At 68.5% G+C, this 13,919-nt stretch carries 11 protein-coding genes; 9 read left to right on the top strand and 2 right to left on the bottom strand.

Features of this window, described 5'->3' with window-relative positions:
* Positions 1–223: 223 nt before the first annotated feature.
* On the top strand, positions 224–2,020 hold the full coding sequence (locus tag BU28_RS22270; protein ID WP_051577926.1) for a peroxidase family protein: 1,797 nt from the start codon (positions 224–226) through the stop codon (positions 2,018–2,020).
* A 33-nt stretch (positions 2,021–2,053) separates the two neighbouring features.
* Here the strand turns inward: BU28_RS22270 and BU28_RS0106905 are convergent, their stop codons facing one another.
* Together BU28_RS0106905 and BU28_RS0106900 are read right to left on the bottom strand one after the other, a co-directional pair.
* Entirely contained in the window at positions 2,054–3,070 is a 1,017-nt protein-coding gene (locus BU28_RS0106905; RefSeq protein WP_028718822.1) for a nucleotidyltransferase family protein, read from the bottom strand.
* Between the two features lie 102 nt (positions 3,071–3,172).
* Positions 3,173–3,775 (bottom strand): autoinducer binding domain-containing protein, encoded by a 603-nt coding sequence (locus BU28_RS0106900; protein ID WP_028718821.1) that lies wholly within the window; start codon positions 3,773–3,775, stop codon positions 3,173–3,175.
* A 238-nt stretch (positions 3,776–4,013) separates the two neighbouring features.
* Here BU28_RS0106900 and BU28_RS0106895 point away from each other — a divergent pair, with 238 nt between their 5' ends.
* From BU28_RS0106895 to mauB, 8 genes are all read left to right on the top strand, one after another.
* Positions 4,014–4,937, top strand: a complete 924-nt coding sequence (locus BU28_RS0106895; protein WP_028718820.1) for a hypothetical protein — start codon at positions 4,014–4,016, stop codon at positions 4,935–4,937.
* 89 nt (positions 4,938–5,026) lie between these two features.
* Positions 5,027–5,758, top strand: a complete 732-nt coding sequence (locus BU28_RS0106890) for a sulfotransferase (protein ID WP_028718819.1) — start codon at positions 5,027–5,029, stop codon at positions 5,756–5,758.
* Positions 5,759–5,961: 203 nt separating this feature from the next.
* Positions 5,962–7,383: a DUF6212 domain-containing protein gene (locus BU28_RS22265; protein ID WP_198945027.1), complete on the top strand. Its 1,422-nt coding sequence runs from the start codon at positions 5,962–5,964 to the stop codon at positions 7,381–7,383.
* Positions 7,380–10,034 (top strand): glycosyltransferase, encoded by a 2,655-nt coding sequence (locus BU28_RS22260; RefSeq protein ID WP_051577917.1) that lies wholly within the window; start codon positions 7,380–7,382, stop codon positions 10,032–10,034. Before BU28_RS22265 ends, BU28_RS22260 begins: the two co-directional genes overlap by 4 nt.
* Before the next feature lie 111 nt (positions 10,035–10,145).
* Entirely contained in the window at positions 10,146–10,553 is a 408-nt protein-coding gene (locus BU28_RS22255) for a hypothetical protein (RefSeq protein WP_233145077.1), read from the top strand.
* 116 nt (positions 10,554–10,669) lie between these two features.
* Complete coding sequence (locus BU28_RS0106870) at positions 10,670–11,539, top strand: LysR family transcriptional regulator (RefSeq protein WP_028718818.1); 870 nt, start codon at positions 10,670–10,672, stop codon at positions 11,537–11,539.
* A 240-nt stretch (positions 11,540–11,779) separates the two neighbouring features.
* Positions 11,780–12,604 carry a hypothetical protein gene (locus BU28_RS0106865; protein ID WP_028718817.1) on the top strand — a complete coding sequence of 275 codons (825 nt, stop codon included), beginning with the start codon at positions 11,780–11,782 and terminating at the stop codon, positions 12,602–12,604.
* An 84-nt stretch (positions 12,605–12,688) separates the two neighbouring features.
* Positions 12,689–13,918, top strand: a complete 1,230-nt coding sequence (gene mauB, locus BU28_RS0106860; protein ID WP_028718816.1) for a methylamine dehydrogenase (amicyanin) large subunit — start codon at positions 12,689–12,691, stop codon at positions 13,916–13,918.
* The last annotated feature ends 1 nt before the right edge of the window (position 13,919 follow it).

Genomic DNA, 13,919 nt, shown 5'->3' with positions numbered 1-13,919 from the left:
ACTGCAAATCCGGTGGGTCCGGCCCATCCCGCCGATATTCTTGGCTCAAGGGCCGCTTTCGTGATATTTTCCGGAAATCTGAAACGACTCGCGCCGGCCATTTCCCGCGGCGCGGGATTATACTGCGCCCAAGACATTTTCCATAAAGACAGGCAACGCCGCATGGCGGATTTCTTCGCCACGGCATCCCCATAGTTCGATGACCAGTTGACGGAGTATTGTCATGCTCTTTTCGCTTAGCCACGGGATGCATGTCGTCCAGGACAGCGCCCCCCTTCAGCCAATCGCCGCCGACAGCACGCGTTCGCGCGGCGCAACCGCAGTCGAAGCCGCCCAGACCGAGGCCGGGGTCATCCCGATCGACGCCGTGGTGGACGAAACCCGGGGGACGACCCGGGGCCTTGCCCTGGAACGGGCCATGCGCTCGGCCACCGCGCCCGGGGCCTTTCGCTATCTGTTCCGCAACGCGGCCGGGATACCGACCGGCCCGCAGGCGCTGGCCGCGCTGGATGCCCTGGCCGACAGCATGGCGACCGAGGCGCCCGGCCCTTCGGAAAGCGCGCTGCCCCCGATCCTGACCTATTTCGGGCAGTTCATCGACCACGACATCACTGCCAATACCGACCGCGAGGTCGTCGGCCTGTCCGAAATTGCGGGCGACATCCACCCCATGGACCGCGGCACGGTCGAGGCGGGCCTGGGCAACCTGCGCGACGGGTCGCTGGGACTGGACAGCCTTTATGGTGACAAGCCCGGCCAGGGGCCCTTTGCCACCAAGCTGGCGCGGCTGATGCGGCACCCGACCCTGACCGACAAGATGCGGCTGGGGATGACGGCCGATTCCGGCGGCGGCCGTCCGCCGCTGCCCGCCGACCCCGCCGCCGACCTGCTGCGGCTGGGCTTTCTGCTGGATCGTGGCGAGATCACCGAGGCCGAACTGAACGCGCTCGATCCTGCGTTGCGGGCGAACTTCGTGGATAGCGCGGGGCCGATCCGCACCCGCGCCATCATCGGCGACGGGCGCAACGACGAAAACCTGCTGGTCGCCCAGTTGCATGTCGCCTTCCTGCGGCTGCACAACTGTTTCGTGGACGTGCTGGGCGATTTCGACGCCGCGCGTCAAGCGACGCGCTTTCATTACCAATGGCTGGTTCTGCACCAGTATCTGCCGGCGATCTGCGCGGGCAACGTGCTGGACGAGGTGCTGGCCACGGGCGCGCCGCTTTATGCCGAGTTCCACGACGCGAACCGGCCCGCCGACCCCGACCAGCTGCCGATGCCGCTGGAGTTTTCGGTCGCGGGCTTCCGCTTTGGCCATTCGATGGTGCGCGGGGCCTATGACCACAACCGCTTCTTCGGCACGGCCGTCGCGGGCTCGACCCAGCTGACCCCGTTCGCGACCTTCCAGCAGCTGTTCGAGTTCACCGGCAACGGGCGCATGCCCTCGCCGCTGACCGCCGATCCCAAGACCGCGCTGCCGGGGAACTGGGTGATCGAATGGGAACGCTTCGTCCATGCCGAAAGCCCGGCCCATTCCGCGCGCAAGATCGACACCCATCTGGCCCCGCCGCTGGCGGACCTGCTGAACGAACCCGCCAATCCCGCCGTCATGAAGCGGCTGGCGCAGCGCAACCTGCGGCGCGGCTATCGGCTGAACCTGCCCTCGGGTCAGGCCATGGCCGAGGCGATCAACGCGACGGGGTTGTACCGCCCGATCCCGATCCTGACGCCCGAGCAGGTGCGCGAGGGGCGCGCGTTCCTGCAGGCGCCTGGCCTGGACGCCGCGACCCCGGCCTGGTTCTATGTCCTGCGCGAGGCCGAGCTGACGGGCGGCAACCATCTGGGTCCTCTGGGCAGCCATCTGGTCGCCAACACGCTGGTCGGGCTGGTGGTGCACGATGCCTCGTCCTATTGGAACGCCCGGATCGGCGGGCACCGCTGGTCGCCCAGCCTGTTCCGCCCGGCCGAGCCCATCGACAGCCTCAAGGCCATGCTGCGCTTCGTGGGTCTGCTGGTCTGAGCCCCTGGGGGCGGCGCTGGCCCGTGCCGCCCTTCAGCCAAGCCCGCGCAGGATTTCGTCCGTCTGTGGCATGCGCGCCAGGCTTGCCCCGATCCGGGCCCGCCAGCGCGGGCCCCGCGACAGGGCATCGCGATAGGCGTCGCGCAGGTCCTCGGGCCGGTCCTCGGCCAGGACCTGGACCAGAAAGGCAGCCTGGCCCCGGTCCTTGCGCGCCTTGGCCTGGTCGGGCCCGCCGCGCCTGCGGTCGGCCACGATCAGCTTGTGGATGGCAAAGCGTTCGGGCCGGGGGATCTGCACCAGCACCCCCGAGCGGTACAGGGCGACCGCCGGGATCGGCTCGGCGATCAGGAAGTTCAGATAGTTCAGCGCCTGCGCGCTGACCCCCAGCGCCGGCAGCGGCTTGACCTGTTCCTGACCAAAGGCGGGGGTCAGGAACTCGACCATCGCCTCGCCCCGGCCCTGGCGCCATTTCCAGACCTGGCGGTCGCCCACGCCCGGCACCGGGTCGAACTTCAGTGCGCGCAGGATGTCGTCCGGGGTCTCCTCGACCCGGTCGTCCAGCGCGACCGACAGCCGATGAAAGCTCGCCAGGTCTATGTCCCCGGTCCGGGCCAGCTCCTCGGTGTCGAAGCGCACGCCCAGTTCGCCCTGATACAGCGCATAGGCCGCCGTTCCGACCAGCGTGCCGCCCAGCCGGAACACCCCCGCCCGGGCAAAGGCCAGCAGCATCGAGCCGGTGTCGCGGTCCGTGGCGATCATGCCCTCGGCCCGCAGGATGCGCGCCAGCCGCGCCATCCGGTCGTGGCGCGCATCCGCATCGGCGCGCAGGGCAGCAGCACGGGCCAGACGCTCGCGCAGTTCGGGCGTGCCCTCGCCCAGATAGCGGCTTTTCATCTCGGACCCCAGGCGAAAACGGTCGTAAAGATAGGTCCGGCCGTTCCTGTGCCGCTCCTCGACGCTGCCCAGAAGCGCAGAGGCCCCCTCGTCCAGATGCAACCGCAGCAGGTCCTGATAGGCGACCTGCGCGGTGCGGGAATGCGACACGGGCATCACCTGCGCCCCCGGTGTGGATCAAATTTATTTCTGCTGCACATGAATTGTGGGTATCGCATTATTTCATGCTGCACAACAGGTCCGACAGGATGGCCGGCCCTAGACGATATTGCGCCGCCGCGCGACCTGGATCGCCTCGGGGATGGTGGGGGCGCCCAGCCGGCTGCGCACCGAGGTCAGGCGGGCCCGCAGCGCGCCCGTCGAGATGCCCAGCATATGCGCGGCAATCGCATAGGGCTTGCCCGCGGCGACCAGCCGCAGCGCCTGCAATTCGCGAAAGGTGATCGACTGCGGCAGGTTGCGGGTGTGCAGCCGCTGCACGGCATCCTGCAGCCATTCGATCTCGTCGCGCGCGAAGGGCCGGTCCGGCCGCGCAAAGCCCGCAAGGGTGCGCGCCTTGATCTCGCCCGTCCCGATGACCAGGCCATGCTTCAGGCCGTGGGCCGCCGCATCGGCAAAGATCCCCGCGGTATCCAGATGGGCCAGCGCGCTCCACCGTGCGGCGCCGTTGTTGGCAAAGCCCCAGGCGATGGTCGGGTCGCGCAGCCGATAGGACATGGCGGCATACCGCTCCTGCCATTCGGGGGGATAGGTGTTGAACACCAGATCCGCCTTGGACTGGCGGATCCGGATTCCCATGTAATACCCGGCCGGGGCCAGCGCCTTGATGATTTCCCGGTCCTTATCCGCACTGAACGCCACCGCAGGTCCTCGCCAGACATCATTCCTTGCGGCTTGCTGGCCCCGATGCGGGACCAAGCGCCGGAATCGGCGCTGCGATACCAAAGCTTCCCGCCCAGGGCCACGGGCAACCTGCGGCTGTGCAGGCCCGCGTGCCCGGCCGGCCACAGCCCGGCGCCGCAACCGCCCGCAGCTTGCCCGCGCCCGCTTTCCTGCCTAGAGCTTGACCCTGGAAATGCCAAATTGCGGGAGCATCGCGATGCGCGAACTTGTCTTGCTGCGGACCCATATCTTTGACGAGGCCACGCGCAGCTTCTGCGACTATCTGCGCGAAACCTCGGGACGCGACGTGGCGCTGATCTGCGAAGAAGGGGGCGGGCCTGTCGACGTCGGCAAGGGCCGCGCCAAGATCGGCCTGGACCGCGCCCATGTCGAGGCGATGGGCCTGCACACGCCCAAGAACTTCGGCTGGCTCTGCGGCGATTACTTCCTTTACGTCGGGATGCAGGCGCTGCCCCATTACGACCGTTACTGGCTGGTCGAATACGACGTGCGGCTGAACTTTGCCGAAGCGCGCGAGTTCTTCGACCTGTTCGCCGATCCCGGCGTGGATTTCCTGGCCTTCATGATGCACGAGGCCGGCCCGAACTGGAACTGGCACGCGGTCATGCTGCCCTTCAGCCCCCGCGTCCACGCCTGCAACTTCTCGATCGTGGCCGCCAGCCGCAAGGCGCTGGACCATGCGCTGGCGGCGCGGCGCCGCATGTCCCAGGGCTTTGCCGAAACCCAGGCCCAGGACCCGGCGCGGCGCTGGCCGAACGACGAATCCTTCATGGCGACGCTGCTGAACGAAGGCGGCTTTCGCTGCCGCGGCCTGAACGGCATGGGCCGGCGCCTGTCCACCCCCGAAACCTATCGCGAAGGCGCGCCCATGTCGCATCGTCGCATTGCCGGGATGACGCCGAACGGGATGGTCTATCACCCGGTCCATGTCGGCGAACGCTTCCTGCGCAAGGCCGACAGCTTTGTCCAGATGCACGAGGGGCGCGGCATCAGCCTGGCCCGGGCCGAGGCGCTGTTCACCCAGGAGCTGCGCGACGACATCCTGCTGGAAGGCGGGCCCGAGGCGCTGGCGCGCCACGACCGCCGCATCGCCGCGCTGAAGCAGCGCCTGACTGCCTGACGAAGGGTCCCGGTCTTTCGACAGGCCGCGCGTTGGGCTAAGGCTGGACCCGGGCCCGCGCGGCCCCCTGCCCCAGGAGTCGTCCAGGAATGCCAGCCTATCGCCATCTTTACGCCCCGCAGGGGGGGTACGTGTTCGTCGTCACCTATGGACGCTCGGGCTCGACCCTGACGCAGAACCTGCTGAACGCGATCCCCGGCTACGCCATCCGGGGCGAGAATGCGAACCTGACCCATCTGTTCGCCAAGGCCATCCACCTGGTGCGCGAACACGAGATGTTCCGCTGGCGCCGCGAGGACCTGGAAAAGCCCCGCGACGAACGGCGGCCCTATCTGAAACCCATCCTGGGCAAGCCCTGGGACCCCTGGGCGGGCGCCGAAAAGGTCGATCCCGACCAGTTCAGCCTGGCCCTGATGGATCTTTTCGTGCGCCAGGTGCTGCGGCCGCCCAAGGATTGCCGGGTCAGCGGCTTCAAAGAGATCCGCTTTCACGAGGACGCGGCCTTTTTCCGCGACCACCTCGACATCATGCGCACCGTCTTTCCCAAGGCGCGCTTCCTGTTCCAGCGCCGCAACCACGAGGCGGTCGCCAAGTCCAGCTGGTGGGCAAAGCAGCCGCGCGAAAAGGTCTTTGCCCAGTTGCGCCAGGCCGAGCAGCTGTTTCTGGCCTATGCCGCGGCCCATCCCGACTGCGCGATGATGCTGGACTACGAAGGGCTGGTCTCGGGGCCCGACTATATCCGCGGCATGCACGATTTCCTGGGCGAACCGATGGACCGCCAGGCGGTCGAGGCGGTGCTGGCCCGCAGCTTGCGGCACTAGGTCAAGCATCGCCCCCTGATCGGACGGTCGCCGTGGTTCGGAACCGCACGGTTTCGTGACTGGCCCTCTGGCGCCGTCGACGATTTGCCGCTAGGCAACGGTTCAGCCGGAGAGGAGGCGTCACGCCCCCTCGCCACGGGCAGACTATGTGCTAGATTGACAATCCTTAGACGGATAATTGCAGACTGCAGGGTAATTGGTCCATGATCTCGTTTGTTGTCGATGAGCGCGTGCAGGATATGGTCCGCGCTCTTCTGCCCAAGAACGTGACACTTGAATCCATCGCATTGGCTGACATTTCGGCCCGACGCGACGGTCCGGTTTCGCGGCCCGCCCTGGCGGCGGTGGCACTGGCCGGCCACGCCGAGACGATGCGTGCGGCCCTGGCCGAGGGCCCGGATGCCCAGGCCATGATCGTCGAGCTGGATCCCGCCCGACCCGAAGCCGCCTGCGCGACCCTGCTGGGGATTTTCGCGGACGAGGTCGCCGCAGCCCATCGCCGTACCGGCGAGGCGCGGGCCATCGCCGCGCAGTTTCGCGCCGACAGCCTGACCACCACGACCCGCCTGCGCGAAATCGAGAACCTGCTTTACAGCCTGGGCAACCCGCAGCTGGTCAGCACCCTGGCCTGGCCGCCCACCGGCCGGATGCTGGTGCTTGAACCCGGACAATCCGTCGAACAGGCGCTGCCCCTGAACGCGGTCAGCCTGTCGGCCATCGACCTGTGGTTCCCGCAGGTCGTGCTGCCGCAGATCGGCGATCTGGCCGCGGAAATCCGCGATGCCTCGGGCCAGGCGCATGTCCTTTATGCCGCCATCCCCGACATGGGGATCGAGACGGGCTGGGTGCGGTTTGTCCTGGACGAGCCCGTCGCCGGCGTCGGCCGCGATTGCCGGCTGCGCCTGGCCTGGACGGGCGGCGAGGACCTGACCATCGGCCTGGGCCTGCCGGTGCCCGACCCGCGGTTCCGCGCCGGGATCTCGGCCGGCACCGCGCCCGAGGAAACGCTGGCCCTGCGGGTCTGGCAGTCGCTGGGCGGCGTGCGCCTGCCCGCCTGCACCCCGGCCTTTACCGGCGGCGGCACGACCACGATCCGCCGGGCGGAATTCGTGCTGCCTTCGGCCCTGCCCCGGCCCGAGGTTTTCGCGCTGCCCATGACGGCCCAGGACCATGTCTCGACCGATTTCTGGTCGAAAGAGGATGCGATCTTTGTCCACCCCTCGCGCCAGGGGGCCGTGTGCGCGATCATCCGCGGCGTGGATCTGGCGGGGCTGTCGCATGTCGCGGCCCTGGTGACGGTGGGCCATGCCCGCGCGCCCAACCTGAACTTCGCCATCGGCGTCGCCCCGCATGGCCGGGTGGACGAGGACGGCTTCTGGCAGCGCCGCCTGGGCCCCTGGGTCACGGGCCTGCCGGCGCGCGGCTGGGGCCAGGCCCATTGCATCCCGGTCGAGCCGATCACCGGCAAGGCCGACATCCTGATGGCCGTGTCGCTGGCGACGGATGTGCCGAACGACCTCAGCTGGGGCCTGTTCCGGGGCTTCCGCTTCTCGCGCGGCGACGGTGCGGCGGCGCAGGACGAAGCCCAGGGTCACAGCAGCCCGGTGCGGGAAGCCGCGCCATGACCCCCGCCCCGGAGGACGGCGCCCCGCAGGCCAGGCCCCCCGTCATCAGCGTCGTGGTCCCGATCAAGGGCCATCCGGTCCTGCTGGACGACGCCCTCGCCTCGGCCCACCGCGAGATCGCGACGGGCGCGATCCAGCGCGTGATCGCCGTCGACGACGGCTGCGCCTATGCCGAAACCCGCGAAAGCCTGGCCGACTGGCAGGCGGTGCTGGGCGACCGGATGCTGGTCCTGCACTGCACCAACGGGGGCCTCAGCGCGGCGCGCAACCGCGGCATCGCCGCCGCCCTGCGGCGCGACCCGGACCTGGACGCGATCTTTCTGCTGGACGCCGACAACATGCTGGCACCGGGCGCGGGCGCGGCCATGCGGCGGCTGCTGGACAGCGCCCCGCAGGCCGACTGGTTCTATCCCGATTTCGACTTCTTCGGCCAGGACGGGCACTATATCACCGAACGCGCGTATGACCTTCTGTTCCACGCTCGCATCAACCTGTGCGAGGCCGGCAGCCTGATCCGGCGCCGCGTGTTCGACGCCGGCGTCCGCTTCGACGAGACGATGAAGCGGGGCTACGAGGATTGGGATTTCTGGCTGTCGGCAGCCCAAAAGGGGTTTCGCGGCCAGGCCGCCGCCCAGCCCCTGCTGCTTTACCGCAAGCGCCCCGTCAGCATGCTGAGCAATTCGCATGACCTGGACGCCGAACTGCGCCGGCACCTGGAACAAAAGCACGACTGGCTGTTCAACACCCCCAAGCTGCTGGCGCTCGAGGCCGCGCGCTTTCCCCGCTTTGCCGTGATCGAGGGCGAGGGCGCCACCCTGCGCCTGCAGACCGACCCTGGCCAAAGCCGCGACATCACCCTGGCCGAGCTTGAGCGGCAGATCATGGCGCATCTGGCCGAGCCCTTCGCCAACCACGCGCCGGCCTATCTGGTGTTCCTGCGCGACGGGGTTTCCGACCGGCTGCAGGACCACCGGCTGCTGCACAGCTTTTTCTGGAACGCCGAGCGGCGCTGGACCCGGGCCTGGGAGCGGCCCCAGCTTGACCTGTTCTTCCTGGACCCCGCCACCTCCGGCTATCGGATCGACAGCGACATGGGCAACCCCGACCGCCAGGCCGATGGGGTGGTGATCGACCTGGCCGCGGTGCGCGACCTGCTGGCCGCCCCCGAGGACGCGTTGCGCCGGCTGGACCATACGCCGACGGATTTTCGCGTCCGCAGCTGGGGCATGGCGCTGGAGCACATGGCCCGGCTGGACCGCAGGACGGCCAGCGCGCAGGAACTGCTGCGCGGCTTCATGCTGCAACTGGCGCGCAGCCGGTTCCGCGCCGCCCTGGGTCAGCCCTGGGAATGGCGCGCGCAGGGGGGTGCGGTGGACCGCGCCACGGCGGTCGAAATCCCCCGCAAGCCCTCGGCCGGGGGGGTGGTCTTTCCGCTGCTGAAACAGGCCGGGCTTCGGGATGTGGGCTTTGTCCTGCCGATCTTCGACTTCGGCGGGGTGGAAAAGGTCGCGGCCTCGATGGCGCGCGAACTGGCGCAGAACGGCTATCGCTGCCACCTGTTCGTCATCAGCGACCGGCCGATCCATCCCGACAGCTGGGCGCTGCAAGCCTTCGCGACGGTGAACTGGATGCCCGACGCCAGCGCCATCGACTGGACGGGTACCGAGTTCCTGGGCACGGCCGAACCCAGCTGGGGCAATCCGCAGGAGCGGGCCGACCTGATGGGCCTGCTGTCGTCGATGGACGTGATCGTCAACGCCCATTCCGGCGCGCTGCACAAGGTCGCCGACCAGCTGCGCCGGCGCGGCATCACCATGATCGACCACGAACACCTGCTGGAACGCAGCACCTATGGTCGCAGCTATGGCCCGCCCAAGCTGGCCCTGGCCTATGAATATGCCTATGACCTGATCCTGACCTGCTCCGAGGCGCTGCGGGTCTGGATGCACGGGCAGGGCGTGCCGCGCGAAAAGCTGATGGCGGTGGTGAACGCGCCCGGCTACCCCCTGCCTTCCGGCGCCGCCCGCGCGGTGATGGAGACGCGGGCCATGCGCGACCCGCAAGCCCCCCTGCGCGTGCTGTTCATGGGCCGGCTGGACCCGCAAAAGGGCGTGCACCGGCTGTCGTCGATCTATCACGCGCTGGCGCTGCGCGCGCCCCGGATCAACCTGACGATCGCCGGCGGCTCGGTCGTGGACGCAGCCCGGGCCGAGTTCTCGTTCCCGCGCCAGACGCGGATGCTGGGCCCGGTGCGCGGGCAGGAAGCGCTGACCCTGCTGCTGGCCGACGCGGATGTCATGGTGCTGCCGTCGCATTACGAGGGGCTGCCCCTGTCGGTGCTTGAGGCGCAGCGCTGCGGCGTGGTGGTTCTGGCGACCGAGGTGGGCGCCATGGAGGAAGCGATCCAGCACGGCAGCACGGGCTTCATCCTGCCCGAGGCCGGCTGCGAGGACAGTTTCGTCGACATGATCCTGACGCTCGACAGCGACCGCGCGCTGCTGGCGCAGGTGTCGCAGAACGCCGCCCGCATGGCGCGCGACTGGTCGCTGGCCGTCGCCCCCGTGCTGGCCTGGCTGAAGCGACGCGAGGAGCCCGGGTCCCCCGGCGAAACCGGGTCCGAGCAGCCCGAGGGCATCCAGGGCAGGGGGTGACGGACGGGCCGGCGCCCCGGCCCCGCATGCAACCTTTGGCAATTCCGCGAACAAGGACTCGCCCGGCCTGGGCTTCTGGCGTAGCATGGACCGGCAACACGGATGCCGCCCATGACCCGCCTTGTCATCACCTGCGCGACGCTTCTTGCCCTGGCCTCATGCGGCACGCCGCAGGAGCGATGCGAACAGCAGGTGTCGTCGGAATATCGCCAGGTCTCGCGCCTTCTGAACGAGGTCAACCAGAACCTGGCCCGGGGCTATGCCTGGGACGACGGCGCGCGCCGCAGCAACGTCAGCTTCTGCGCGGGTGGGTTCAGGAGCCGTGGCTGGGGCGGCGGCATCGGGTTTGGCTATGGCACCTGCTATGACCTGGACAGCCCGCGCAGGCGGGTGCCCATCGACCCCGTCTCTGAAATGCGCAAGCGCGACGCCCTGCAACAGCGGCTGGCCGCCCTGTCCCAGCGCGGTCCGGCCACCTGCATGGCGCGCTATGGCACGGGCGCCGCGACAGGGGGATAGGACGGCAGCCAGGCGGCCGGGCGCGGCCGGGCCTGTCTCGCGGCGCTGGTCTATTGCCCGCCAAGGCCCTATCTGCTTCGGTCGGCCCGCTTGGCGACGGGCAGGAGGGTGGCCGCATGAACTGGGATGATTTCAGGATCGTTTCCGCCGTCTGCAAGACCGGCTCGTTCACCCGGGCCGGGCGGCTTTTGCAGATCAACGAAACCACGGTGGGCCGCCGCATCGGCCGGCTGGAAACGGACATGGGGCTGACCCTGTTCGATGCGGTGGACGGCATGCGCCAGCCGACGCAGGCCTGCATGGCAATCCTGCGCGGCCTCAAGGACATGGAAAAGGCCGCCGACGAAATACGCCGCGTGCTGCGCGGCCACGACCTTGCGCAGCGCCGCTTTCGCCTGTCGACCATCGCGGCCATCGCTGAACACTGGCTGGCCCCGCAGTTGCCGCAGCTGCTGACCGATCTGCCCGACCTGTCGCTCAGCATCGACACGTCCGACCAGAACGTCGACATGTCCCGGTGGGAGGCCGATTTCGCCCTGCGCCTGGGCCGGCCCAAGCAGGGCTCGTTCCTGATGCGGCGGATCGGGCAGATCGACTTTGTGCTGGTGCGCCCCCGCGCGCCGGTGCCCGAGCCGCTGCTGATCGCCTATCCCGAGGCGCTGATCGAAATGCCCGAGATGGAGGCCCTGTTCCACAAGGCCGGCACCCGCAACCCGCGGCTGGAAACCTCGAGCCTGAACCTGATGCGCGAGATCCTGTCCAGCGGCCGCGCCCTGGGCGTCCTGCCCGAGACCATGGCCGGAGGCCTGCGCGGGCGGGCCGACCTGTGCGTGACCGAAACCGGCGTTTCGCGCGACATCTGGCTGCTGTCCCAGCCTTCGCTGCGCGACGATCCGATCGCGCGGCGGTTGTCGGCATGGCTGTCGTCCCTGTTCGCGCTGCGCGAGGAATCGGCAGACCTGCTACCAAAGAACGAGTTTTCCTAGCCGTTTTTTGGGCAGTTTTTCCTGACTGGAAAATCGTTTTCCTTCAACATTTGCTGGCCGAACGCGTGATTCCGCAGGCAGCTGTGCGTTTTTGCAGCCCGTGGTTGCCGAAATAGGGGTTCCGAACTCAAGGCGGCGGACGCACTGTCACATGACTGTCAGGTGTGCCTTTTCGACGGAATATCAATTCCATCGCGACGGGCAGGCCTTCGAAGGGTCCCGAACGAGAGGAGGCGTGAGGTGACTTGGATTTCGCAGGACGAGGTTGCTGGCGTGCAGGATTGCACGGTTTTCCCCGACAGCTATTCGCGGGTCAGCCGTGCCCTTGTTTTGGGCAGCAGCCTGATTGTGGGGGGCGCGGGCGGCCTGGTCCTCAGGGGCCTGCCGGACCTCGCCGCAGGATTGTGGGGCGTGATCGGCGCCGCGGCCTTTGCGGGCGGGTTGCTGTCGACCTGGTCGCCGTGCGGCTATTCCTCGATCTCGCTGCTCAGGCCGACCGGCAGGGGGCTGCGGGCGCTGCGGGACTGGATGCCGACTTTTGCCGCGCATGGCGCGGGCTATGCGGTGGGGGCGCTGGCGCTCGGGGCGCTTCTGGGTGGCATCGGGGCCCTGCTGGGGTTCTCGGGCCTGGCCACGGGCCCGGGCCTTGCGGTTCTGGCGCTGATCGGGCTGGTCTATGGCGCCCATCAGCTGGATTTCCTGCGTGTGCCCTATCCGCAGCGCCGGGCGCAGGTGCCCCATGACGCGCGCCAGCGGTTCCCGAAATGGGTCGTGGGCGGGCTTTACGGACTGTCGCTGGGGCTGGATTACCTGACCTATGTGCAGACGCCGCTGCTGTATCTGGCGACCGCCGCCGCCATCCTGACCGGGAATTTCGCCGAGGCCATCGCCATCGTGGCCATCTTCAACCTGGGACGCTTCCTGCCGGTCGCGGTGAACCTGTTCCCGGTGACCGATTATGCGATCCAGGCCTGGCTTGGCCGGCACCAGGAACGCGCGGCAATCTGCGACGGCGCGATCCTGACGGCGCTGGGGGCGGGCTTTGCCGTCCTCGCGCTGGCCTGACGCCGGCCCCCCTTTCCCGACCCCTTTCATGCTCGGCCCCCGACCTGTCGCCGGGGCCCGGGGAGCCATCACACGGAGGAAACCATGGCTTCTAGCAGCAGACCCATCCCCGGATACCTGACCTTTCTAGGCACGGTCGCCATGGCCTCGGGCCTTGCGCTTGGCGCGGCCGCGGCGCAGGACGCCCAGACCGATGGCCAGCGCGCCGCCGCCGAGGCCGCGCGCCTGCTGGCCGAGGGCCAGGCCGACGAGCCGGTGGTGCTGAACGCGCCCAAGCCCGACGCCCGCCGCGTCTATGTCCAGGACCCGGCGCATTTCGCCGCGATCACCCAGCAATTCGCCATCGACGGCGAAACCGGCCGCGTGGTCGGCATCACGGACGGGGGCTTCCTGCCCCAGCCCCTGGTCGCGGACGACGGTTCGTTCATCGCCCAGGCCAGCACGGTCTTTTCACGCATCGCGCGCGGCACCCGCACCGATTACGTCGAGGTCTTCGACCCCGAGACCTTCGAGCCGACGGCGGATATCGAACTGCCCAAGGATGCGCGCTTCCTGATCGGGACCTATCAGTGGATGAACGCGCTGACGCCGGACAAGAAGAAGCTGTTGTTCTATCAGTTCTCGCCCGCGCCGGCGGTCGGCATCGTCGATCTGGAAGGCAAGAAATTCGACCGCATGGTCGATGTGCCGGACTGCTATCACATCTTCCCGGCCTCGCCGACGGTGTTCTACATGAACTGCCGCGACGGCAGCCTGGCGCGCGTGGACATCGCCGAGACCGAGCCCAAGATCACCAACACCGAGGTCTTCCACGCCGAGGACGAGCTGCTGATCAACCATCCCGCCTATTCGAAGCGGGCCGGGCGGCTGGTCTGGCCGACCTATACCGGCAAGATCTTCCAGATCGACCTGACCGAGGAAAAGGCCACGTTCCGCGAGCCCGTCGAGGCCCTGACCGAGGCCGAGCGCGCCGACAACTGGCGTCCCGGCGGCTGGCAGCAGACCGCCTATCACCGCGCCTCGGACCGCATCTTCCTGCTGGTCGACCAACGCGACCAGTGGCGCCACAAGACGGCCAGCCGGTTCGTGGTGGTCCTCGATGCGGCCACGGGCGAGCGCATCAGCAAGATCGAACTGGGCCACGAGATCGACTCGATCAACGTCAGCCAGGATGCCGAGCCGCTGCTTTACGCCCTGTCCGCCGGCACGCAGACGCTGCATATCTTCGACGCCGGCACGGGCAAGGAGCTGCGCAAGGTCACGCATCTGGGCCGCGGCCCGCAGATCCTGACCACCCATGACATGGGGTCCTGAG

The sequence above is a fragment of the Paracoccus yeei ATCC BAA-599 genome, assembly GCF_000622145.1.
Lineage (GTDB): Bacteria > Pseudomonadota > Alphaproteobacteria > Rhodobacterales > Rhodobacteraceae > Paracoccus > Paracoccus yeei.
Note: the sequence above shows the minus strand (reverse complement) of the source record. Positions and strands in the feature narration are given on the sequence as shown.

Bases quoted from the DNA above. Each gene is read 5' to 3' on its own strand.
- BU28_RS22270 (WP_051577926.1), top strand. From the start codon at position 224: ATGCTCTTTTCGCTTAGCCACGGGATGCATGTCGTCCAGGACAGCGCC.
- BU28_RS0106905 (WP_028718822.1), bottom strand. From the start codon at position 3,070: ATGCCCGTGTCGCATTCCCGCACCGCGCAGGTCGCCTATCAGGACCTG.
- BU28_RS0106895 (WP_028718820.1), top strand. From the start codon at position 4,014: ATGCGCGAACTTGTCTTGCTGCGGACCCATATCTTTGACGAGGCCACG.
- BU28_RS0106890 (WP_028718819.1), top strand. From the start codon at position 5,027: ATGCCAGCCTATCGCCATCTTTACGCCCCGCAGGGGGGGTACGTGTTC.
- BU28_RS22265 (WP_198945027.1), top strand. From the start codon at position 5,962: ATGATCTCGTTTGTTGTCGATGAGCGCGTGCAGGATATGGTCCGCGCT.
- BU28_RS22260 (WP_051577917.1), top strand. From the start codon at position 7,380: ATGACCCCCGCCCCGGAGGACGGCGCCCCGCAGGCCAGGCCCCCCGTC.
- BU28_RS22255 (WP_233145077.1), top strand. From the start codon at position 10,146: ATGACCCGCCTTGTCATCACCTGCGCGACGCTTCTTGCCCTGGCCTCA.
- BU28_RS0106870 (WP_028718818.1), top strand. From the start codon at position 10,670: ATGAACTGGGATGATTTCAGGATCGTTTCCGCCGTCTGCAAGACCGGC.
- mauB (WP_028718816.1), top strand. From the start codon at position 12,689: ATGGCTTCTAGCAGCAGACCCATCCCCGGATACCTGACCTTTCTAGGC.